At 56.6% G+C, this 22,359-nt stretch carries 17 protein-coding genes and 2 tRNA genes; 8 read left to right on the forward strand and 11 right to left on the reverse strand.

Features of this window, described 5'->3' with window-relative positions; all coding sequences use genetic code 11:
- Positions 1-179 precede the first annotated feature (179 nt).
- The 3 genes from LOC70_RS07400 to hmpA all read right to left on the reverse strand — a co-directional run bounded on the left by LOC70_RS07400 (position 180) and on the right by hmpA (position 3,027).
- Positions 180-1,094, reverse strand: coding sequence for an alpha/beta hydrolase (locus LOC70_RS07400; protein WP_230252922.1), 915 nt, complete (start codon positions 1,092-1,094; stop codon positions 180-182).
- A 9-nt stretch (positions 1,095-1,103) separates the two neighbouring features.
- A complete protein-coding gene (mscL, locus tag LOC70_RS07405; protein WP_255715680.1) occupies positions 1,104-1,568 on the reverse strand; it encodes a large conductance mechanosensitive channel protein MscL in 465 nt (154 codons plus the stop codon).
- Between the two features lie 214 nt (positions 1,569-1,782).
- On the reverse strand, positions 1,783-3,027 hold the full coding sequence (gene hmpA, locus LOC70_RS07410; RefSeq protein ID WP_230252924.1) for an NO-inducible flavohemoprotein: 1,245 nt from the start codon (positions 3,025-3,027) through the stop codon (positions 1,783-1,785).
- Between the two features lie 392 nt (positions 3,028-3,419).
- Here hmpA and LOC70_RS07415 point away from each other — a divergent pair, with 392 nt between their 5' ends.
- Entirely contained in the window at positions 3,420-4,952 is a 1,533-nt protein-coding gene (locus LOC70_RS07415) for a S10 family peptidase (protein ID WP_230252925.1), read from the forward strand.
- 39 nt (positions 4,953-4,991) lie between these two features.
- Here LOC70_RS07415 and LOC70_RS07420 read toward each other — a convergent pair whose 3' ends face one another.
- Positions 4,992-5,537 carry a hypothetical protein gene (locus tag LOC70_RS07420; protein WP_315857214.1) on the reverse strand — a complete coding sequence of 182 codons (546 nt, stop codon included), beginning with the start codon at positions 5,535-5,537 and terminating at the stop codon, positions 4,992-4,994.
- 549 nt (positions 5,538-6,086) lie between these two features.
- On the opposite strand from LOC70_RS07420, the gene LOC70_RS07425 reads away from it, so the two are divergent.
- A complete protein-coding gene (locus tag LOC70_RS07425) occupies positions 6,087-7,790 on the forward strand; it encodes a hypothetical protein (RefSeq protein ID WP_230252927.1) in 1,704 nt (567 codons plus the stop codon).
- 170 nt (positions 7,791-7,960) lie between these two features.
- A complete protein-coding gene (locus tag LOC70_RS07430; protein ID WP_230252928.1) occupies positions 7,961-9,493 on the forward strand; it encodes a sulfatase in 1,533 nt (510 codons plus the stop codon).
- 27 nt (positions 9,494-9,520) lie between these two features.
- Here the strand turns inward: LOC70_RS07430 and LOC70_RS07435 are convergent, their stop codons facing one another.
- Positions 9,521-10,201, reverse strand: a complete 681-nt coding sequence (locus LOC70_RS07435) for a redox-sensing transcriptional repressor Rex (protein ID WP_230252929.1) — start codon at positions 10,199-10,201, stop codon at positions 9,521-9,523.
- A 461-nt stretch (positions 10,202-10,662) separates the two neighbouring features.
- On the opposite strand from LOC70_RS07435, the gene LOC70_RS07440 reads away from it, so the two are divergent.
- Complete coding sequence (locus LOC70_RS07440) at positions 10,663-12,399, forward strand: hypothetical protein (RefSeq protein ID WP_230252931.1); 1,737 nt, start codon at positions 10,663-10,665, stop codon at positions 12,397-12,399.
- Between the two features lie 375 nt (positions 12,400-12,774).
- Here the strand turns inward: LOC70_RS07440 and LOC70_RS07445 are convergent, their stop codons facing one another.
- Positions 12,775-13,356: a glutathione peroxidase gene (locus tag LOC70_RS07445; protein WP_230252933.1), complete on the reverse strand. Its 582-nt coding sequence runs from the start codon at positions 13,354-13,356 to the stop codon at positions 12,775-12,777.
- A gap of 150 nt (positions 13,357-13,506) precedes the next feature.
- Between LOC70_RS07445 and LOC70_RS07450 the strand changes: the two genes are divergently transcribed.
- Together LOC70_RS07450 and LOC70_RS07455 are read left to right on the forward strand one after the other, a co-directional pair.
- Positions 13,507-14,238: an SDR family oxidoreductase gene (locus LOC70_RS07450; protein WP_230252935.1), complete on the forward strand. Its 732-nt coding sequence runs from the start codon at positions 13,507-13,509 to the stop codon at positions 14,236-14,238.
- Positions 14,229-15,059 (forward strand): SDR family NAD(P)-dependent oxidoreductase, encoded by an 831-nt coding sequence (locus tag LOC70_RS07455; RefSeq protein ID WP_230252937.1) that lies wholly within the window; start codon positions 14,229-14,231, stop codon positions 15,057-15,059. Before LOC70_RS07450 ends, LOC70_RS07455 begins: the two co-directional genes overlap by 10 nt.
- A gap of 140 nt (positions 15,060-15,199) precedes the next feature.
- Here the strand turns inward: LOC70_RS07455 and LOC70_RS07460 are convergent, their stop codons facing one another.
- The 5 genes from LOC70_RS07460 to LOC70_RS07480 form a co-directional block, all read right to left on the reverse strand.
- Positions 15,200-16,498, reverse strand: coding sequence for an FAD-binding oxidoreductase (locus LOC70_RS07460; protein ID WP_230252938.1), 1,299 nt, complete (start codon positions 16,496-16,498; stop codon positions 15,200-15,202).
- A gap of 1,578 nt (positions 16,499-18,076) precedes the next feature.
- Positions 18,077-18,418 carry a tetratricopeptide repeat protein gene (locus LOC70_RS07465; protein WP_230252939.1) on the reverse strand — a complete coding sequence of 114 codons (342 nt, stop codon included), beginning with the start codon at positions 18,416-18,418 and terminating at the stop codon, positions 18,077-18,079.
- A gap of 88 nt (positions 18,419-18,506) precedes the next feature.
- A complete protein-coding gene (ispG, locus tag LOC70_RS07470) occupies positions 18,507-19,643 on the reverse strand; it encodes a (E)-4-hydroxy-3-methylbut-2-enyl-diphosphate synthase (RefSeq protein WP_230252941.1) in 1,137 nt (378 codons plus the stop codon).
- Positions 19,644-19,754: 111 nt separating this feature from the next.
- Positions 19,755-20,651 (reverse strand): polyphosphate kinase 2 family protein, encoded by an 897-nt coding sequence (locus LOC70_RS07475; protein ID WP_230252944.1) that lies wholly within the window; start codon positions 20,649-20,651, stop codon positions 19,755-19,757.
- 196 nt (positions 20,652-20,847) lie between these two features.
- The gene (locus LOC70_RS07480) at positions 20,848-21,534 is read right to left on the reverse strand and encodes a hypothetical protein (protein ID WP_230252946.1); all 687 of its coding nucleotides are present in this window, start codon (positions 21,532-21,534) and stop codon (positions 20,848-20,850) included.
- 374 nt (positions 21,535-21,908) lie between these two features.
- Between LOC70_RS07480 and LOC70_RS07485 the strand changes: the two genes are divergently transcribed.
- Together LOC70_RS07485 and LOC70_RS07490 are read left to right on the forward strand one after the other, a co-directional pair.
- Positions 21,909-21,997 (forward strand) — tRNA-Ser (locus LOC70_RS07485).
- A gap of 129 nt (positions 21,998-22,126) precedes the next feature.
- Positions 22,127-22,199: transfer RNA gene (locus LOC70_RS07490), tRNA-Lys, on the forward strand.
- Positions 22,200-22,359 lie beyond the last annotated feature (160 nt).

The following is a 22,359-nucleotide window of genomic DNA, read 5'->3' on the forward strand; positions in this document are numbered from 1 at the left end:
CTCACTCGGCTCACAAGCACGTAGCCCGAGGAGTGATCCGAGCGGCATCGGACGGCTCGCGTCGTGCCGCTAGAAAGCGAAGTCACGCGTGCAAACGCTGGGCGGCGTGCGAGGTGGCCTGGATTGGTTGACCAATCCGTCTGGACTCTCGCGGCCTGCGAAATGTGACTCCGCCCCAGTCACTCAATCCAGCCCCGTGATTCCAAGAACGCGAACGTCTTTTCCATCGTGTCGCGATAGATCTTTCCGCCGCCGGCTTCTTTCTTCGCGTTGAAGAAACCGTGAGGCTGGCCTTCGTACAAATGCAGCTCGCTGGCCAGTCCAGCCTCTTTGCATTCGTCACGAAACGCTTCGCCGGTGGAAACTGGAATCAAACGATCCTTCGTTCCAAGAAATACAATCGATGGCGGATCGTCGGCGGTGATGTTGTGAGCCGGTGAATATTTCTGAAATTGATCGCCGACGCGTGCCGTCCCCCAGCCACCGGGGCCGTTGTTGTAAACCGGGTTGAACAGCAACAACGCGTTGGGTTTGCGAGAAACACCATTTACGGTTTCGTCATCCATCATCCCCAGGAATGCGGCGAGGTGACCGCCGGCTGAACCGCCGCCGGCTGCGATTCGGTTGGGATCAATCCCGAATTCCTTCGCGCGGCCGCGAACCGTACGAAACGCATCGGAAGCGTCCTCGACACAGGTGTCAGGTGGCAGCTTGTTCTTTTTGTCGAGCAAGCGGTATTTGACGCGAAAGCAAACCATGCCTCGCGCGGCCAGCTCTTCGCTGTGTTTTTCGAACTGGCCCGGTTTACCGCCTACCCATCCGCCACCGTGGAAGAACACGGCGGCGGGGCGAGAGTCCGATGCTTTCCAATCCGCCGGACGAGTCCAATCGATGAACAGCTCCGTTTGCTTCCCGCTTATCTCATCGACGATCGTTTTGTAAACGAACTGTTCCACGACATGATCTGGCATCGCCTCGGCAGTCGCTGCGGTTGTTGTACCGGAAGTTTCCTGGGCAAATGCATTCGTAGCCAGTCCGGCGGCCGTCCCAATGGTGAGGGCCAACACGCAAGCCAACGATCGTCGATGTGTCATTGAAAACTCTCAGTTCTTTTGCAGGGAATCGCGAATTTCTCGCAACAGGAGAATGTCCTCGCTCGGTTTGGCGGCTTCCTCTTCTTCTGGTTCGCCTTCCATGTGTTTTCGAGCGGCGTTGATCAGCTTAATCGCTACGAACAAGGCGAGGGCGATCAGCAGGAACTCAAACACCGTTTGCACAAAGGGGCCGTAGTTCAGAATTGGATATTTCTGAACGACCATTCCCGCGCCCTCGCCTTCGATGACTTTGCCCGCGTCATCGAGCTTCGGTGATTCAGTTGTGATCTTCACCGCAGCTTCCTTGAAGTTCACACCGCTGCGAGCCGTTAGCAAATTGATGGGCGGCATGATGATGTTGTCGACGAGTGACTTCACGATTCCGCTGAAAGCACCACCGATCACCACACCGACAGCCAAGTCAATGACGCTACCCTTCAACGCGAATTCTTTGAATTCTTTTACCAATCCCATGACTTACCCTCGCTTGCCTTGGCCAACGCCAATCCGATGAAATCGAGAGCAACATGCTCTCATAGCAGGGAGAAGCGTAAGGCAGTTTGAAGCGGCAAGGTAGCGTCTGGATTCAATTTACAGACGCGAATCGGTTTTTACATCGTTTTGATGACAGGCGATGGATGACTGGGAAGTCGCGGTTGTTGCAGCGTTGGGCGTCTCTCGGGTGGGCTCATGAAGAAGCCACCGTCGCCGGCCGAAGCGTTTGTTTAGGACCGAAGAACTCATGACGGATTCGATGCGGTTGAACCCCCGCCTGTGACAACAGGGTTTGCGATAATTCCATGAAGGGTCTGGGGCCGCAAAGATAGAAGTCGCAATCATTGCCGGGCAGGAACTCATTCAACAATGGCAAAGTCGGCAAACCAACCGCATCGCATTTTCGCGATTCCAAGTCATCAGGCAATGGATCGTTGAAGAGCGTCAGGGTTCGAACACCCGAGTGATCGATCTGCATCTGCTTCAGTTCTCCCGCGAAGGCTTGTGCGGACGAATTGCGGCATGCGTGCATGAAATGGATCTCTGCCGTCGGTTGATTTCGCAGCAAAGAATGAGCCATCGAGAGGAGTGGAGTGATTCCGATTCCTCCCGCCAAGAAGACGATCGGACGCTGCGGTTTCTCGTCCACGGGCAAGGTGAACTCACCGCATGGAGGTCCCAAGACGAGGGTGCTGCCGACCTCGATCTCATCATGCAAATAGCTGGAGATCAGACCGTCCGGTGCACCTTCGACGGCACCGGATTCGCGTTGAACGCTGATTCGCAAATGGTCGGCTCCCGCGGGGCCGGACAAACTGTAGTTGCGAGGTGAGGTTGGCGTGGTGGGGTGATCGAGATGGACCGTGATGTACTGCCCCGGAACAAACTTTGGCAGAGGTCCGTCATCCTTTGGCTTGAGGTAGAACGATGTCACCGCATCGCTTTCTGTCTCTTTGCGATCCACAACAAATTCTCGCGTCCCGTTCCAACCACCGGGAGCTGTCAATTGCTGCTGGTAGATCTCCTGTTCGCGTTGAATGAAGATGTCAGCCAGGAACTGATAGGCCTCTCCCACCGCATCGAGAATCTCATCCGTTGCCGCTTCGCCCATCACTTCGCGGATCGCTTCCAAAAGGTTGCTGCCGACGATCGGGTAGTGTTCGGCTTTGATTCCCAACGAGCAATGCTTCTGGGCGATCAATTCCACCGCGGGCATCAGAACCGCTGGGTTGTCGATGTGAGTGAAGTAAGCGCAGATCGCACCTGCTAATGCTCTTTGTTGTCCGCCGGTGTGCTGGTGAGCTTGGTTGAAGAACGCTTTCACCTCGGGGTTCTTCTGGAACATGCGTTGATAAAAGCATCGAGTGATGGTTTCAGCGTTCTCCGCGACCACCGGCGTGATGTCTTTGACAATTCGAATCGTGCTTTCACTCAGCATTTCAATCAACCTCTTTCGTCAACCAACCTGATGCAACCACCAACCAACCGCGGCTGGAACTGCATGCGAAGGTATAGAATAAAACATGCGTGTCAACTGCATGTTTGGGGCGGGGCGATTTCGAAAGACGTCGGCATCGGCGAATGACGCGAAAAAGCACGTGAATCCTGGGTTTGACCCGATTTCGCGGCGATTTGTCGCGAGTGTCAACGGAGTCGAATGCTTCGCTGATCGCGCGTACCGGAAAGCCAGTTCCCGCCAGCAAGTGGCTGCCTGAGCGATGTCGGTCCACGAGCCTTCGGGGCCATTCGTCCAAGTAGACTGAGGTGTGTTGGCCTCGCGCGGCGAGGTTTGCCGGTTGATAATCAAGACGAACCAACGAGTTGAACACGATGCAATGGAACCGTTTCGCAAGCTGGATCTTGCTGGGGCTGATCACGACGAACGTTTGGACCGCCGTCGCGATCGCGGAGGAACCATCCAAAGAGGCGAATGAAAAGTCAGAAGATGGACTGACGGATTCATTCGTGACCACCGAGCATTCGATCACCATCGAGGGAGAAGCGATTGACTACAAAGCAACCGCCGGTCGGTTGGTCATCCAAACGGACAAGTTGGATCCCAAGGCGGAGGTCTTTTTCGTCGCTTACACCAAGCCGGTTGATGACGTCACCAAACGTCCGCTGACCTTTTGTTTCAATGGCGGTCCTGGATCATCTTCCGTTTGGTTGCACCTGGGGATGCTGGGGCCAAAGATCATTCGCTTCCCCGACGATGCGTCGTTTTTGCAGCCGCCTTATCACCTGGACGAGAATCACCAAAGTTTGTTGGACGTGACGGACTTGGTGTTCATTGACCCGGTGAGCACGGGCTACAGTCGGCCGGCGGAAGACGTCAACAAGAGCGACTTTCATGGCTACAACGAAGACATCCGCAGTGTTGGCCAATTCATTCATGACTACACAACCATGTTTGAACGTTGGTTGTCACCCAAGGTCATTCTGGGTGAGAGCTACGGCGGATTGCGAGTCGCCGGTTTGAGCGGCCATTTGCGAGATCATTACCGGATGGAGTTGAACGGCGCGGTGGTGATCTCCGGCGCGATCAACTTTCAAACGCTGCGGTTCTCGCCGGGGAATGATTTGCCGAATGTCTGTTTCCTGCCGACTTACACCGCGACGGCTTGGTTCCATAAACAGCTCGACGACGAATTGCAGTCGCTGCCGCTGGAAAAGGTTGTGCAGCGAGCGGAGACGTTCGCCTATCGCCAATACGCACCGGCTCTTTTGAAGGGAACCGCGATTGGGAAGAAGGAACGTCAAAAGGTGGCCAAAGAGTTGGCCAAGCTGACCGGTCTGTCAGAAGAGTATGTTTTGGCGTCGAATTTGAAAGTGTCGATGCAGCGATTCGGCAAAGAGTTACTGCGAGACGAACAACGCACGGTTGGACGATTCGATGGGCGATACGTCAGCATCGATCGTGATTCGGCGGGAGAGACACCGGAATTTGACGCCAGCGGTGCCGCCATCTTTGGCCCGTTCACGGCGTGTTTGAACGACTACATGCGTCGCGATTTGAACTACAAGGATCGTCGCGTTTACGAAATTCTGACGGGCAACGTGCACCCATGGAGCTACCGTCCTTTCGAGGGACGCTACGTCGATGCTTCTGAGACGTTGCGAGGGGCAATGACGGCCAACCCATCGCTCAAGCTGTTTGTTGCTTGCGGATACTATGACTTAGCAACGCCCCATTTCGCGATGGAATACACGTTGGATCATTTGGGGTTGTCGCAAGACCGACGCGACAATGTCACAGTGAAGCACTACGAGGGCGGGCACATGATGTATGTGCACGGGCCGTCGCTCGAGAAGCTTCGTGAGGACTTGGTCAAGTTCTATGGCGATGCGACCGGCGTCGAGTAGTGGATGCCAGCTAATCTGTCTCGGCCGTGGCTGCTTGGATCATTTGCTGATCAGAGCGGCTTCGGCCCAAAGAGACGGATCTTCCGCGACGGGGAAATCGGTGCTGAGCGTTAGTGCTTGGTTCCCCAATTCGCGATCGGCGACCAAGTAGTAGAACCCGATCTGCGATTGATCTTTCGGATCAAATCCCGTCATGGCTTCGGCGGGAATGAAACCAGACAACTCATAGCCATCGTGTCGCGGCAAGGCGTGAATCTTCAGGATTTCCGGCCGGATGGGTTTCGGATTGGTGCGGGCTCGGTTGATTGGCACCAGCGCCGCGACGGGGCGTTCTCGTTTCGGTCCACCGCCCGCCGGCAACCATAGAAAACGATGGCAGTGCTGCGTTGCCCGGTGAATGTTGGGACTGTTGCGTGTGTCCATCCACAGGTGCAGCCCGTCGCTCTCGTCCAAACGAGTGTCGCGGCACCAGGGCAACTGCCGTTTTCCGTTGACCAGTAGCTGAAAACCGATCCCGTCCACGTCCCACGCGATTCGCACGTCGGCAAAGATCGGGCCGCCGGACAGAGCTGCAAACGAGGGCACTCGGCAGGACTCCGGCAACGACAGCCCTCGCGCCGTCCACTTCATTGCCTGTTGCTGCAACCGAACTTCGAATCGGAACAGCATTGTTGGGTCGAGCAGGGGGCCTTTGTGCGAACTCAATTGAAAACCAAAACCTTGCGTCGGAAGTCGAAGTCAGCCCCACAGCCTACCGGTTTCGCCTGGGATGGGAATGCCGTCGAACGTTGGCTTGATGTTTGGAGAATTCGGGCCCGGGGACGTTTGCGAATTGTGCAGATTTCTTCAAGAAGTGGGCTGTGAAACGAAAATGAATTTACCCAAACGGAACAACTGGAACAGACGCCGTGAAAACGCACAGCTTTCCCAAGCGAATTCAAACCCCCAGCCATCCAAGTCGCCGATAGCGTGCACTGGAGCGGGATTTCCAACTGGCGATTTGGTGGCGCCGACCGTTGCGTCCCCGTCCGCTCCAACCCACCTCACAGCCCACCATCACATTCATTCAAGTCCGGTATCGCAGTGGCCCCATTATTCCGAGACCCCGTCTGCTGATTCCGGCCCAACATAACCATGAAAATTCATTCCCCTATCCGTCATTGTTCTGCCACCGCCAAACGCCTCGCCCTTTCGGTCGCCATTGCTGGATCGATTTTGGCATCCGGTTTCGCCACCAATTTGGCCCACGCTCATCGAGTCGACCCGGCTCTCAGCGGAGGCATCTCGATCCTGGTTCACCGGTTTGACGAAGAAGCCGAACCCATTCCCGTCGCCGACCTGAACCAAACTGAAGAGAACAGCGTCGTGTTCTTGCCATCGGACGACGCTCCCGTGGTTCAACCCCCTGCCGTCGATGCGACGCCCGCCGAAATTGCCCCTGCCGACGAAGCCCCCGCCCCCACCGCATTCGTCATTGTTCCCGGAACTCACGATTCCATCCCCACCTCAACCATCGACTTGGCTCCCGTCGATGAAGCGTCTTCCAGCGAAGATGAAGAAGCCGGCACGCTGACCTTGGCCGAAGCTGCTCCCACCGCTCCCGCGACCCGTGTCAGTCGCACCTCTTCCGACTTCAACGAAATGCTGGCCGCCGTCGCCGCATCTACAGCAGCCAAAATCGGTATTCCGCTGGAGCATTTCCTCGAGCCCTTCGCGATGATTCGCACGCAAGCGAAGTTGCCACCCGTGGCGGGCGAATTGGATCCTTCGGTGAATGAAGAGGTCGCTGACAACGCCGCCTTGGCTCAAGCGGTGGCTTTGAATCGATGGTGGTTGGACGACGCTCCCGTGGTTCGCGACGACCAGCCAATCTTGCAAAGCCGCGTGGTCAACCAGACGTTGCGATTGAACAAACCCGAACCGAAATTCACCATCGACGTTCGCGAAGAATTGGCCGCTTTGGCAGCCGAAGAGCCACTGGATGTGACTTCGCACCCAGTCATCGTCCCTCTGGTCGCCAAGCACGATTTCGCAAAACCTGAGAAGGCGGTGGAAGTTGCTGAAGAAGATCCTTTGGTCGGCAGTGGCCCGGTGATCGTCACTTTGGAAGAAGCCTATCTGCCATATGACTTGGCCGAAGAAGACTTGCCCGCCGCGGAGCAGCCGACTCAATTGGCAAAGATTTCGCCTGATTGTTTGATGGACGAAGCGGTTTGGCAAATCAGCCGCGCTGCTGACGTCGCGGAGTGTTTCTCACCGCAAGACATCGGTGGTTTGCTCGCGGACTTGGAACGTCGACGCACTGGTTTGCAAAGCATCGCCATCAACGAAATGACGCAGGACCTTGCATCCGTGTGGGCTCAGCCGGTCGCGATCATGTTGGTCGATGGGCAGCCGGTGCCTCAGCCCATTCCAGACGAGGCACCCAACGAAAGCAAGTTGATCAATACCATGTTGGTGGATGGTGTTGAGATTCCCGCACCGGTGCCCGATGCGACGCCAGACGAACTGCCGAGTTCGGAGATTGATGGGTTGATGCTGGTGGATGGTGATTTGGTGCCGACTCCCGTGCCGGACGCGGTTCCCGATGCGGAAGAATCCGCTCCCGCACCACCGATGATGATCGTCGATGGCGGGCTGATTCCAGCTCCGACCCCAGATGGCATTCCCAACGGCATTGTCAGCTTCAACACGTTGACTGGCATCGAGTCGATCGTTGCCGTGGACATTGTTCCTGAAACGGCGTACCCAGTCATGATTCCACTTTTGGGACCGGAGGCGTTTGAAAACGAAACGCAAGTGGCAACACGACCTGAAGAAGACGCCGTGCAGCGATAGGCGATACGTCGCCGGGGCGTTGAGACTTCTCAACACTCAGCTTGCTCAGCCCCGGCTCATCGAAACACGACTCCAAGCCCGCGATGTTGAATGCCAACGTCGCGGGCTTGGCTCGTTTATACTGGCCGCCTAGTCATTCCCCACAACGACAAAACGCGGCAGGCAACACGATGCGCACTTGGAGATCTCTGTGTCTCGGTCTCATTCTTGGGACCGTTTTCATCGGTACGGTGGCTTCGGCTCAAGAAGCAACTGAAAAGAAACCGTCCACTCGCAAGAACGTGCTGTTCTTGATCTCGGACGACCTGAACACCCGCATCGGTTGCTACGGCGACCCGTTGGTTCAGACGCCCAACATCGATCGATTGGCCGCCAGAGGCGTGTTGTTCCAAAACGCAGCTTGCCAATACCCGCTGTGTGGTCCCTCCAGAAATTCCATGTTGTGCGGCTTGTATCCGGACACCACCGGGATCCATGGCAACGCGCAGATCTTTCGGGATTCGATCCCAGAGCGTTGGTCGCTACCGCAGGCCTTTCGTTTGGACGGTTATTTTGCCGGGCGAGTTGGGAAACTGTATCACTACAACGTGCCGAAATCGGTTGGGACCAATGGTCATGACGATCCGGCGTCGTGGGAGCTGGAGCTGAACCCAGCCGGATGTGATCGTTTGATCGAAGAACCGGACATTTTCACGCTTCGTGAGAAAGCGTTTGGCGGGACGTTGTCCTGGTACGCTTCGCCCCGACCGGATGGCGAGCACACGGATGGAATGTTGGCGGAAGATGCCAGTTGGGTGCTGGAACGATGCGCGAAACGCAACGACCGCCCGTTCTTCCTGGCCGTTGGGTTTTACCGTCCGCACACACCGTACGTTGCGCCAAAAGAGTACTTCGAGCCCTACAAGTTGGAGGACATGCCGCTGTTTGACAACGTCGAGGAGGATGTTGCCGACGTGCCCAAGGCGGCTTTGTTAAGCCACAAAAAGGAACAGGAAAAGCTGACCGATCCGCTCCGTCGCCAGGCCATCCAGGCTTACTACGCCAGCACCACGTTCATGGACGCTCAGGTTGGCAAGGTGCTGGATACTTTGGAACGCACCGGATTGGACAAGAACACCATTGTGGTTTTCACCAGCGACCACGGGTACTTCCTCGGTGAAAAAGGGCTTTGGCAAAAGCAAGCTTTGTTCGACAAGGTCGCCGGTGTGCCATTGATCATCGCGGAACCCGGCCGCGAAAAGGGGGCTGTTGCGACGACTCCGGTTGGGTTGGTGGATTTGTATCCGACGTTGGCTGAAATGTGCGGTGTTCCAACGCAAGAGTTAATGCACGGCCAGTCGCTCGTGCCGATCTTGCGTGATCCATCGCAACTTGGGCGTGGCTATTCCATGTCGATGATTTCTCGCAACGATCGACAGAAGAAGCAACGCTACTACGGGTATTCCATCCGCACGCCGCGTTATCGCATGACGTTGTGGGACGATGGCGATCGCGGCATGGAGCTGTACGATCACGACAAGGATCCGGAGGAGTTCACCAATTTGGCGCACGGCGATGGTCAACAAGACCCGGAGATTGCCGCGGTCATTCGTGACTTGAAGGGCAAGCTCGCGGAAGAGGTGGCCAAGGGGATGCCAGCTTCGGGCAAACGCACGGAGTACAAGGTGGGGAACTGGAACCCGATGTTGCGTGTGGACAACTGAACGCGGCTGAATGCAGCCGACGTGCGCTTATATGCGAATGTTTTGAATGCGAAAGGCGAGTTGTTGCAGCTCGCTGGCCAGATCAACGTTGATGATGGCCGTTCCCGCCGGCACACGCAGTGTGGTGGGAGCGAAGTTCAAAATGCCTTGAATGCCACCGGCCATCACGCGGGCCGCGACCTCGCTGGCTTGTTCGCTGGGGACCGCGAGAATGGCCAATTCCGGTTTGGCTTTTTCAAGCACCGCTTCCAAATCATCTAACGGTCGGACCGTGGTTCCGCCGACTTCGCGTCCGTACTTCGCCGGGTCGGTGTCAAAGGCCGCCGCTAATGAGAAACCGAGACGCTCGAATCCTCGGTAGCGAAGCAGAGCGTTGCCCAGTGATCCGACGCCGATCAACACGGCTTTCCACTGAACGCCGGATCCCAACACAGCACCGATCCGTTCGGCCAACAGTTGCACGTCGTAACCGACGCCGCGTCGACCAATCGAGCCTACGGAACTGAGGTCGCGGCGCACGACGGCGGGGGAAACGTTGACCATTTGCCCCAGGTCGCGACTGTTGGTGGACTTCTCTCCCGCCGCGATCAAACGGTGCAATTCGCGGTAATAGAGCGACAAACGCCCCACCGCGGGCGTGGACAATTCCGCCTTGCAAACGGCTTCATCGGAAGGATCCGAAGGGCTGGATTCGTGTTCGCTCGTCATCGGCTTCGCTGACCCGCACAATCGTTTGAACCGGAACAACCCGCAGCGTCGGCAGGACTTGACGACGCAATCGTTCTGTTTTGCCAGGACCGCCCTGTTTGTTTGTTTAACGCTTGTTCTGCAGACGATGAAGTTTGTGCATCAAGATCAGTTTTGCTAGTCCGCAGAGTTTCCGCCTGTGCCACACACGTTCTGGCCCAGCTTATCTCTGACCGTCTGGCAAGTGAAGCCTTACCGACCCTCCCTGGCCCACGTGTGGGCCGCCCCGCTCTCACACTCGCAGCCTCGGCCTTCGTTCGGCCGACGGGCGTTCTGCTCGACCGTGACAGTGAATCAGGCAGCGGATCGGTTTAGCCGTCTGGATTTTGATTTTGGTTTGGAGGCCAAGCCGGGGGGTATCCGGCAGGCCAAACGAAGCTGCGTTATGCAACGTCCCGTTGTTACCTGTGGAGAAACTTACGATGAAACGCTTGTGGTTGTTGCCCGCGTTGACGATTATCTCGATCGTCTCGGGCGCGAACGCTGCTCACGCTGCATATAGCGGCGCGATCAGCTATGAAGGCTGTAGCAGCTGTGGTGGCTCAGTCGTCGCCGATGGATCGGCGGTTGCTGGCGGCTCAGTTGTTGCCGACGGTTCGGCCGTCGCTGGCGGTGGATCTTACACCGTCATGCGAACGGTTCGCGAAACCGTCATGGAGCAAGTCGAAGAGACTCGCTATCGCACTCGGAACGAAGTGTACTTTGAAGACCAAGTGGTCAATCGTACGCGAATGGTTCCCGAGACTCACCAGAAAGAAGTTCAGTACACGGTCATGGTGCCGTCGTACGAAACTCGCCAACGCACGATCAACTACACGGTCAACAAGCCTGTGTACGAAACTCGTGAAAAGGTGATCAACTACACGGTCAAGAAACCCGTGTACGAAACTCGTACGAAGACGATCAACTACACCGTGATGAAGCCCGTTTACGAGCAACATCAGCGAGTGATCAACTACACCGTGAAGAAACCTGTGTACGAAACTCGTACCAAGACGATCAACTACACGGTCAACAAGCCCGTGTACGAAACTCGTCAACGGACGATCAACTACACCGTGATGGTTCCAACGTACGAAACTCGTACGCGAAACATCAACTACACGGTTTACAACACTGTGCAAGAACAAAAAGTTCGCACAGAGAACTACAGCGTCAGCGTTCCTCAAACGTACACCAAGACCATCACGGTCAAAGGTGGACACTGGGAAACCCGTACGGAAACCGTTCCTGGTCCAATGATCCGTCGCACCGTGCGTGAGCCCGGTACTTCGTACTTCGACGCAGCAACGTGCCGCACGGTTTACTGCCCAGGCAAGTGCCGCGTGGAATGCGTGCAAGGTTGCCCCAAGACGATCTGCAAGAAAGTCTGGGTTCCAACTTGCGAAGAGAAAGAAGTGACCTGCACCAAGTACGTCACCGAGTGCCGTACTCGTGAAATCCCTTACACCGTGTGCCGTCGCGTTCCTGAGTGCCGCACCAAGACCGTTGAGTACAAAGTGTGCAAGATGGTTCCTGAGTGCCGTACCAAGACCTGCAACTACACCGTGTGCAAGATGGTCCCAGAATGCCGCACCAAGGAAGTGTGCTACAAAGTCTGCAAGATGGTTTGCGAAAACCGTCAAAAGACCTGCAACTACACGACCTGCAAAATGGTTCCTGAGTGCCGCACCAAGACTTGCAACTACACCGTTTGCAAGATGGTTTGCGAGCCTCGCACCAAAGTTTGCAAGTACACCGTCTGCAAGATGGTTCCTGAGTGCCGCACCAAGGTTTGCGAGTACAAAGTTTGCAAAATGGTTCCTGAGTGCCGCACCAAGACCGTGTGCTACACCACTTGCCGCAAAGAGTGCTACCAAGAAACGATCAAGGTCAAGAAGTGCCGCAAAGTTTGCGAGCCCTACACCGTGACTCGTTGCGTGCCACGCGTTGTTTGCAAGCAAGTTCCAGTGGAAGTTTGCTGCCCAGCTCCAGCTTGCGGATGTGCAGATCCATGTGCAGACGCTTGTGCTCCAGCCTGTGCACCTGCTTCGGCCGGTCCTATCCGTAGCTTGCTCAAGGGTCTCTTGGGCGGACACGGCTGTGGCTGCAGCAACGACTGCGGTTGCGACGCTGGCTGCGATGCAGGTTGCGACGTTGCACCTGCTTGCGGCTGCTGATTGAAATTTGTTCTCAGGGGAGCCCCCTTCGCCGGGGCTACCCAGAGAACGTTGGACGTAACGCTCTCCACACAGCGACCCCAACCCGACTTCGATGGCCGTGTTGATCCGGACATCCGACCGAACAACGGATCACCGGCCACGAAGTCACCGGGGTGCTCGCCTGGAAACCTCAGCGATCAAACAAAAACGGGGACGAACTTGTCAGCCAAGTTCGCCCCGTTTTTTATGCGCCTCAACAGAGTGAGAACGTCGAAAGAACGAGAATCGGGCGTCGCGCCTCCGCTGAGTCTTCAACCCAAACCGAAAACCCCCGCCCTCGACTCCCCTCCCTCGACGTTCCGTCCTCCGCTCGAAAACCTCAGCTCTCGGCTCTCAGCCCTCCTTCAGGGCCGACTTGATCGCGCTGACCAGTTCGTCATCCGAAGGCTTCACCTTCGACTTGTAGCGGCCGATCACTTGTCCATCGCGGCCGACCAGGAACTTTTCAAAGTTCCAACTGACGGGACCCTTGCCGGCAGGCTCAGCCTTGATGCTGGTCAACTGCTTGTACAGCGGCGTGGCGTCGTCACCGTTGACGTCGACCTTGCTCATCATGGGGAAGGTGACTTCGTAACGCGAACTGCAGAATTCGAGAATCTCGGAATCGGAACCAGGCTCCTGGCTCCCGAACTGATTGCATGGGAAACCGAGGATCACCAACCCGTCATCCTTGTGGGCTTCGTACAACGCTTGCAAACCGGCGTACTGCTTGGTGTAGCCGCACTTGCTGGCCACGTTGACGATCAGCACGACTTTGCCTTCGTAGTCGTGCAAATCAACTTCTTTGCCTTCGATCGTCTTGGTCTCGTGAGCCAACACGCATTCGTGTTCGGTGGTGGCGTCAGCAGCCGAGGCGGATGGAAGTGCACTCATCAAACAACCCAGGGCGAGAGGAAGAAGCAAATAGCGAGACATCGATGTTCCTGTGGGGAAACGAGAGTTCGAAACGAATGTGAAACACACGCCATCACTATAACCGTCTCGCCAAGGGGGATTGCGAAATGAGTCATGCAAATCGAAAATCCGGTTTGCCTCCCGCATCCCTCCCCCCACGAGCCTCTCACCATGAATTTGAAAGACAAAGTCGTCGCCATCACCGGCGGTGGAACCGGCATCGGAGCCGGAATTGCACGTGAATTGGCGATGGCCGGTGCGAAGGTCACCATCGGTGGACGACGAGAAGCTCCGCTGAAGGAAGTCGCTGGTTCGATCCGTTCGTCCAACCCCGTTCGCACGCACACGATCGACGTGGCGGACAACGACAGCATCGAAGCTTTCTTCGCCGATGTTCGCGAAAACGTTGGTGAAGTGGACATTTTGGTGAACAGTGCCGGGATCAACATTGCCAAGCGAACGATGGCCGAGATGGATCCCGACGAATGGGATCGCGTGCTTCGCATCAACGCGACCGGAGCCTACCGCTGCATGCATCAAGTGCTGGCGGGGATGCGAGACCGCCGCGACGGATTGATCATCAACATCTCGTCGGTCGCGGGAAAACGCGCGATCACGTTGGGCGGCGTTGTTTACTGTGCCAGCAAATTCGCGATGACCGCGTTGGGAACGGCAACCGCCAATGAAGTCCGGCACGAAGGCGTTCGGATCACCAACGTGTACCCTGGCGAAGTGAACACGCCGATCTTGGAAAATCGACCTGTCCCGGTCACCGAAGAACACAAACAATCGATCCTGCAACCAGAAGACATCGCGTCGGTGATCCTTTCGATTTGTCAGTTGCCCCCGCGAGCCTGCGTGCCTGAGATCGTTATCAAACCCACCACTCAGGAATGGGTGTGAGCCGCGACAACACATCGCCGTCCGCAATCGTAACCGGTGCCTCCGCCGGATTGGGGCTGCATGTCTGCAGGCGACTGCTTCGCGAGAATTACCGGCTCACCATGTTGGGCCGAAACGCGGACCGGTTGCGAGACGCGGAGAGGTCGCTGCGAGAGGAATTTCCGCGATCGGAAGTGAAGGCGTTCGCGGGCGACGCGTGTGATGCAGATTCAATGAATCGGATGGTGGCGGAACACGTTCAGCGTTTCGAATCGCTCGATGCGCTGGTGAACGTGGTTGGACGCAGCGACCGAGGCTTGTTGATTCACAGTTCCGCGGAAGAGCTGGAATCGCTATTCCGTGACAACGTCATTTCCGCTTGGACCTGTTCCCGCGCGGTTCACGAATCGCTCCAGCAGACTCGTGGTGCAATCGTCAATCTTGGTTCGCTTGCCTCTCGCGTGGCGCCGCGTTATCTGGGTGGCTACGTGATCGCCAAGCATGCGCTGGTCGGTTTCTCGCGACAGCTTCGAATGGAATTGGAATCGGACGGCATTCACGTGGGCGTCGTCTGTCCAGGTCCGATCCGCCGTGATGATGATCTGCCGATCGATCGCTACCAGACGGATACGAAGACCGGCGTTCCGGCGACCGCGGCCCAGCCTGGCGGAGGTGCGAAACTGAAAGGGTTGCCACCCGAACAAGTCGCGGACGCGGTTCTGAAATGCATCATGCAGCGAAAGATCGAAATCGTGATGCCGGGCAAGGTGCGAGCCCTCATGGCCGTCAACGCGATCTCACCCAAACTCGCGGATTGGTTATTGGCCAAGAGCACTGCTTGAAACGCACGTCGGGCCGGAATTTTGGGTCGAGACTGCTTTGAATGGTTGACCATTCCAAATGGGGTAGCCAGGCTGGCTGTCCTGCCGTGTGATTGCGGTGCAGAAGAAGGCGGGCGGGAAACCCATGTTGGATCGCTGGGTTAGGCGTCCAGCACCACGTCGGTCTTCGGCTTGGCCACGCACATCACGACCTCGTCGTCTTCGCGGTCGCATTCGGGCGGCTCGTCGTAGCCCACTTCGCCACCCAACAAACGCTTGACGCAAGAACCACAATCTCCCGAACGGCAACTGGAATCGACCGCGATGTCCAACGCTTCCGCGACGTCCAGCAACCCGTCCATTCCGGACACGAACATTCCCGTTTGATTGGATGTTTCAAAACGAACCGCATGGGTGACTGAAAGTTCATCGGTGCCGTCTGCCGCATCGTCGATGACTGGAACAGCCAACGCTCCGACTGATTTTGATTTGCCACCAAACGATTCAAACTTCACGTTTTTGCTGGCAACGCCCCGTTCGACCAAGCCTTCCGCGAATGCGTTCATGAATACATCGGGGCCACAGATCAAGAATTCGCCGCGTTCATGGCCGATTTGTTCCAGGATCGAGCGAGCTGACAGTCGCCCGGTCGAATCGCCGTCTCGGCAATCGCCGGGGTGTGGTTTGCTGAACCAAAGATGAACGCGAACGCCGGTGGTGCTCTGCAAAGCAGCAGCGAGTTCACGAATGGGGGTGAGGAACGGAGCTTCTGTTGCGTTGCGAATCTGATAGAAGAGGTTCACCTCTCGGGTGCTCGATTCGTTCAGGCTTTGAAACAACATCGACATCATCGGTGTGATCCCAATGCCCGCTGCGACCAGGTTCAGTGGTAACGGTGAATCCGTCGCTTCCGTTGGGTCGTAGTGGAATTTGCCCTTGGGGGCTTGGATCTGCAGCGTGTCACCCGGCGCCACGGTGTCATGCAGCAGGTTGCTCATCTTTCCGCCCGGCACACGCTTGACCGTGATCCGGTAGTGCCGTTCTTCAGGACCGCTGGAAAGGCTGTAACAACGAGTGACGTTCTTGCCGTTTTCAGGGTTTGACAGACGCACGGTGAGGTACTGGCCACCTCGAAATGACGGGAAGGGGTCACCGTCCACGGGAGCGAGCACAAACGACCGGCAATCGGGCGTTTCGTCTTTGACCGATCGCACGATCACATCTCGCCATCCTTTCCATCGCCGCGGATCTTGCGACCCTTCGATGGGATTGGCAACCGGCGCGTCCGTCATCGCGGCCCTCGCAGCCCGGGCCCGGTAGGTTTTTCCGCTGCGTTGTTTGGGAAGTTGTTTGCGAATCAGTCGCTTCCATTCCCATTCCTCGATCGCGTCGGCGCTACCAACGAACAAGAGGAAACATCCGCCACCAAGCAGCAGCGCGAACAGGAATGAATAGGACACGTTTTCGAAGCTCAAACCCGAGTGAACAAACTCAACCAAGAATTTGTTGCCTGTCCTGAGAGGAAAGCGAATGACCGAGATTCGGTTTGAGTCGACCAACAAGAATATTCACGAAGATGTACCGGTCGCACCGATCGTGCCGGCCGATTCGCAATCGAGCGACACGCAAGGCTGCGTTCGGTGCCAATCCCAAACAATCGAGTCACCAATAGCCGAACGGCGTTAGCCGCGGTTGGCCGGATCGATCCGAGCACTCGCCGCAAAATCGGGAAACCCAAACGCTCCGGGACGCAACCAACAACCTGCCGTAGCTCGCTTCGCTCGGTACGGCCTACGGTGGCTCGACCGGTTTGGGTCTCTCGATTGGCGCGGGGGTGGACAGGAACGCGATGGGGCAACCGGTGCTAACGCACGCCGGCTATGCAGTGCTCCCGATCGCAACACACGAAACAAGATCCCGAACACCAATCAATCAACCATTATTCAAAAAACTTAACCCGCCAAACCACCTCGTAGCCGAACGGCGTTAGCCGCGGTTGGCCGGATCGATCCGAGCCCTCATCGCAAAATTGATCTGCCCAAACGCTCTGGGACGCAACCGACGACCTGCCGTAGCTCGCTTCGCTCGGTACGGCCTACGGTGGCTCGACCGGTTTGGGTCTCTCGATTGGAGCGGGGGGGCGAGGAACGCGGTGGGGCAACCGGTGCTAACGCACGCCGGCTGTGAAGGGCGTTCGTTCTCATTGAACGCACCGAGGTTCCGGCTTAAGACATTTCCAGTCGTGAGCACGCGTCGATCAACGAAAAGACTTCTTAGCCGAACGGCGTTAGCCGCGGTTGGCCGGATCTATACGAGCCCTCACCGCAAAATCGATCCGCCCAAACGCTCCGGGACGCAAACAACAACCTGCCGTAGCTCGCTTTGCTCGGTACGGCCTACGGGGATACTCGACCAAGCGGCGTCTCTCGATTGGTTCAACGCGGCGAAACGCTCAACCTGGCAACCGGTGCTAACGCACGTCGGCTATGCGGTGCGTTCGCTCTCATTGAACGCACCGAGGTTCCGGCTAAGACAATTTCAGTCGTGAGCACGCGTCGATCAACCAAGAGACTTCTTAGCCGAACGGCGTTAGCCGCGGTTGGCCGGATCTATCTGAGCCCTCGCCGCATAACCGGAAAACCCAAACGCACCAGGACGCAACTAACAATTCGCCGTAGCTCGCTTCGCTCGGTACGGCCTACGGTGGCTCGACCGGTTTGGGTCTCTCGATTGGAGCGGGGTGGCGGAGAATTTGACGTGGCAACCGGTGCTAACGCACGCCGGCTATGCGGTGCGTTCGCTCTCATTGAACGCACCGCGGTTCCGGCTTAAGACATTTCCAGTCTTGAGCACGCGTCGATCAACCAAAAGACTTCTTAGCCGAACGGCGTTAGCCGCGGTTGGCCGGGGCGATATGAGCCCTCATCGCAAAATCGATCCGCCCAAACGCTCTGGGACGCAATCGACAACCTGCCGTAGCTCGCTTTGCTCGGTACGGCCTACGGGTGGCTCGACCGGTTTGCATCTTTTGGTTGGTGCTACATCGCGTTGAGTTGTTGCGCTCGGGCCATCGCGTCTTCGGCGGCGGCGATGTAGGCCTGGTTCTGGGTTCCGGCCCAAGCTCGTTGGTAGGTCACGCTCATGGCCGTGAAATTGAACGCGTCTTCGGGTTCCAACTCGCAAGCCCTTTGGCCGTGCGCGATCGCTTCGTCGTGTTGGCCGGTTTTCGTGTAAACACGAGCCAATGCCAAGTGAGCCAACACGAACGTTTCGTCTTCCTCGACCAACGGCTTCAAACCGGCGATGGCCTCTTCGTATTTCTCTTCGTCGATCAGTTTTTCGACTTCGTTGTATCGTTCGTAAAGTTCGTCGCTGGCCATGGATGAATCGGATGGTTGAAAGGCTGAATGGAAAGCAATCGCCGTGTTCGGGTTGAAACGCGGGATCGATGATGAACGTGAGTCGAAGTCACTGCTTGGCGGCGATCAGATCGTCGAGTTCCTGCTTCAACTTCGGCAGGATCTCGTCATATCCAAACGCGCCCAGTGCTTCGGTGCCGCGCTTTAGATTGACTTTTGCGGGGCCGCACCACAACCCGAGGTCCGCGTCGTCGGTTTCGCCTGGCCCGTTCACACGGCAACCCATCACCGCGATGGTAATCGAATACTCTTGGGCGAACGTCGTCATCTCCTTGACCTTGGCAGCCAAATCGATGAAGGCTTCGTTCTCCACCCGCGAGCAACTCGGGCAGCTGATGATGTTCAGTTTGGAATCGTCAAACTTGACCACGCTGCGAACGCGACCGGCGTAGATGTCGTCGACGATCTGTTTGCCAGCGTCGATCTCTTCGGGTTTTCGCGGATTGGGCAGGGTCAGCGAAACGCGGACCGTATCGCCGATACCTTTGCCGAGCAGTTGCTCAAACGCGATGCGGGTTTTGATGATGCCGTCCGGTGGCATGCCGGCCTCGGTGACTCCCAAGTGCAATGGCACGTCGGGGCGTTTTTCCGCGAACAACGTGTTGACCTGCACCACCTTGGATGGATCGCTGTCTTTCAGCGAAACCACAAAGTTGTGAAAGCCGAGTGAGTCAACCAGTTCGCAATGTTCCAAAGCGGATTCCAGCATGGGCGTGATGGAATCATCGTCGGCGTATTTTTCTTTCTTGGCCGGATCAACACTGCCGCAGTTCACCCCGATGCGAACCGCACATTGATTGCTGCCCGCGATGTCGATCAAGTAGCGAACCTTTTCTTGCCAAGACAACTCCCGCGCGTGGTGATACAGGTGCCCGGGGTTGTAGCGGATCTTGTCCACATGGGGAGCCACGTGTTCCGCCAAGCGAAAATTCTCTTGCAAGTCGACGGCCAAGTTGGCGTTCGTCTGCTTTCGAATTTCGGCAAGTGCTTCGGCGTCCTTTGTGCTGTCGACCGCAATCCGAACGACACCAGCGCCGCGGGCGTGCAGCGCTTCGGCCTGCTGCACCGTTGCGTCGATGTCCTGCGTTTTGGTGGCTGTCATGCTTTGGACAGCGATCGGGTTTCCGTCACCGATGAGGATCGATCCGATGGTGACCGGACGAGTCGGATTGCGGCTGATTTTCATAGAGAAGAGATACGGTCGAAATGGTTCCAAACGGCAGAAAGCAGCGGGTTCAGACGAACGGCCTGCTGACAACTTACCCTGACAAGTCGAACCGCAATACCGGCCAAGAAATCACTCGTTCATTTCGGACAATTCACGTTCATAGAGCCCACGAATTTCGTCCAAATCGGCGTCCAGCGGCGGCAATTGAGGATCCATGTCACGCAGCGTTTCGCGGACGATCGCGGCGACCGAGGCGTCTCGGTACCACTTTTTGTCGGCCGGAATCACGTGCCACGGAGCGATTTTAGAATGGCATTTCTCCATCGCGTCTTCATACGCTTCGCGGTACGCATCCCATTTGTCGCGAGCCGCATAATCGCCCGCATTCAGTTTCCAATGCTTGGTCGGGTCATCCAGTCGTTTCTTGAACCGCTCGAGCTGTTCGTGGGGGCTGATGTGCAAATAGAACTTCAGGATTCGCGTGCCGCGGTGAGCGAGCAGTTTTTCAAAGTCGTTGATGATCTGATAGCGTTCTTTCCATACGGATTTCGGAACCAAGTCTTCCACACGCACGACCAACACGTCTTCGTAGTGCGAACGATTGAAGACGGAAACCTTGCCCGCAGCGGGAGCGGCTTTGTGGATCCGCCACAAAAAATCGTGCGAGCGTTCTTCCGATGAGGGAACCTTGAACGGATAAGTCCGGCATCCTTGCGGGTTCATCTGGCCAAGCACCTTGCGGATCAAGCCATCTTTGCCCGCCGCATCTGGTGCTTGCAAAACCACCAGCAATGACTGCTTGCCTTCGGTGAACATGCGGTACTGCAAGTCACGAATCTCGTCATTGGCGGCTTGCGTGAACGCTTTGCCATGAGCCTTTCCCTCGAACGGGCCCGAACATTCCGTGTTGATCTTTTTGAGCGAAACCTTGTCGTCCGAGAACGGCAAGCGGTGCGCGTCAATGAAATCGAATTTGGGATCCAGGTCCCAAGTCGGCTGTTCGTTTTGGGCGTCGTCCGTGCTCATGAATGACTCGTCAGTAGTAGAAGTGGTTTCGGTTCCGGCGGAGTGAGGCCTCACGCCGTTGGTCCAATCGATCAAGACGAAAACACGAAGGTTTTTGAACGAACCTGTCGTCCGGAAGAACCAGACCAGCGAAATGATTTGTCCGGTTTCGCCGGATGTGCATTTCGCCGGATAAGCAATTTGAGTTGCGGTTCGGTCAGTGCAATTCGCGAATCACGACATCGTCAAATGCGTTGAGGTCATCAAACGATCCCAAGCCGACGCGACCTTTGCCGAAAGTTTTGTCCACGACGCTCATGTGCGGAGTTTCCATGTCGTCGAAAAAGATCTCAATGGTTCCTGATTCGACGTCGCGACGAAGCAGAACGTTGTGCCAATCATTGTCCCACGGCGTGAGCTTTTCGTTGGTAGTCAGCGCCAAGCGAGGAGCGTCGTTGACGATCATGATTTGACCGCTGTGCGGGTCGGGTTTGGCACCCAAGTGGACGTAGTAGAAGTGTGCCGAGTCTTGGTAGCCGAAGAACACGCAACAATCGCGGTGGTTGCCGGTGTCCAGCGTGCTCTTGACGCGAAATTGAATTTCACAACTGCCGACTTCTAAGTTCTTGACCAGGGCGACGTGTCCGGGGCTTCGCGTTGGCGGCGAGTATTCGGATTTACGATCCGTGATTTCGATCGAAGCGTTGCCAGATTTTCCTTCGGCCGGATTGTGTTTCCAAGTTTCGGGGTCGAGAAATTCCCACTTGGAATCGCCCGCTTCGAAGTCATCCTCAAACACCACCTTGGTATCTCGAGCGTTTTCGGCGGAGACGAGCGGCGAGTAAGCGGACAGGGTGGAGGCGGCCAAGGCGGCCGACAGAACTTTCGTGAAAAGAGGTCGCATGTTGAGTCAATCGGAGGGAAAGAGGTGGGGAAAACGCCGGTCTGAATCAGTCGATGACAATGGAGGGGCAAAACGATCGGACGCAGCGATTGAGTGGCTGGTTCAGTTCGATCCAGGTTCTTTGGCCGGAGTCCGATCGGTTCGTGCGGCGTGTTCCAACAGTGTAGTGGAACGTTCCGCCGAGTGCCGCTGGTTGCCGATTGCGGGGGCTGGTTCGGTCGCAGGATTCAAGCGGGCCCCGAACCAGGAAAAAGTTGCCCGTGTCTGGTCGACAGACGTCAGGAAGGGTTGCAGTGAAACGCCGAATGAAGCACAATCCCGCCTGACCGAAACACGTCACGTGATGGCTACGTCACGCGGGCAAGTTTCCACCTGGAGCGGTGGCTGAGTGGTCGAAAGCGCCGGTTTGCTAAATCGGTGAACCCGGAAACGGGTTCCGCAGGTTCGAATCCTGTCCGCTCCGCTTGATCTCGGTCGACAAGGTTTCTTGCGTTTGACGCAAGGTAACTTTTCTGACGTCCGTTTTCGAAAAGGGGTGAATCTCGTGTCACCTTTTTCGGTCTGATCCATACCGGCGTTCGCTTCGTCGGTCGAGAGTGTAGCTCAGTTGGTAGAGCATTCGACTTTTAATCGAATGGTCCTGGGTTCGAGTCCCAGCACTCTCACTTCTTTCCACCGAGCGGCTGGCTCGGTGAGTTCCCCAGCGAGGATCAAGCGTCGAGTTGGGGTAAGGTTTGTACGGTCGCTAGCCATGCCCGAACACCACGGTCTTTCGCATGTTGCGATCGGGAGCACTTCCTAGCCGGAGTGCGTTAGCACCGGTTG

This window comes from Rhodopirellula halodulae (assembly GCF_020966775.1).
Lineage (GTDB): Bacteria > Planctomycetota > Planctomycetia > Pirellulales > Pirellulaceae > Rhodopirellula > Rhodopirellula halodulae.

Coding starts and splice junctions, on each gene's coding strand:
- LOC70_RS07400 (WP_230252922.1), bottom strand. CDS start 1,094: ATGACACATCGACGATCGTTGGCTTGCGTGTTGGCCCTCACCATTGGG.
- mscL (WP_255715680.1), bottom strand. CDS start 1,568: ATGGGATTGGTAAAAGAATTCAAAGAATTCGCGTTGAAGGGTAGCGTC.
- hmpA (WP_230252924.1), bottom strand. CDS start 3,027: ATGCTGAGTGAAAGCACGATTCGAATTGTCAAAGACATCACGCCGGTG.
- LOC70_RS07415 (WP_230252925.1), top strand. CDS start 3,420: ATGCAATGGAACCGTTTCGCAAGCTGGATCTTGCTGGGGCTGATCACG.
- LOC70_RS07425 (WP_230252927.1), top strand. CDS start 6,087: ATGAAAATTCATTCCCCTATCCGTCATTGTTCTGCCACCGCCAAACGC.
- LOC70_RS07430 (WP_230252928.1), top strand. CDS start 7,961: ATGCGCACTTGGAGATCTCTGTGTCTCGGTCTCATTCTTGGGACCGTT.
- LOC70_RS07435 (WP_230252929.1), bottom strand. CDS start 10,201: ATGACGAGCGAACACGAATCCAGCCCTTCGGATCCTTCCGATGAAGCC.
- LOC70_RS07440 (WP_230252931.1), top strand. CDS start 10,663: ATGAAACGCTTGTGGTTGTTGCCCGCGTTGACGATTATCTCGATCGTC.
- LOC70_RS07445 (WP_230252933.1), bottom strand. CDS start 13,356: ATGTCTCGCTATTTGCTTCTTCCTCTCGCCCTGGGTTGTTTGATGAGT.
- LOC70_RS07450 (WP_230252935.1), top strand. CDS start 13,507: ATGAATTTGAAAGACAAAGTCGTCGCCATCACCGGCGGTGGAACCGGC.
- LOC70_RS07455 (WP_230252937.1), top strand. CDS start 14,229: ATGGGTGTGAGCCGCGACAACACATCGCCGTCCGCAATCGTAACCGGT.
- LOC70_RS07465 (WP_230252939.1), bottom strand. CDS start 18,418: ATGGCCAGCGACGAACTTTACGAACGATACAACGAAGTCGAAAAACTG.
- ispG (WP_230252941.1), bottom strand. CDS start 19,643: ATGAAAATCAGCCGCAATCCGACTCGTCCGGTCACCATCGGATCGATC.
- LOC70_RS07475 (WP_230252944.1), bottom strand. CDS start 20,651: ATGAGCACGGACGACGCCCAAAACGAACAGCCGACTTGGGACCTGGAT.
- LOC70_RS07480 (WP_230252946.1), bottom strand. CDS start 21,534: ATGCGACCTCTTTTCACGAAAGTTCTGTCGGCCGCCTTGGCCGCCTCC.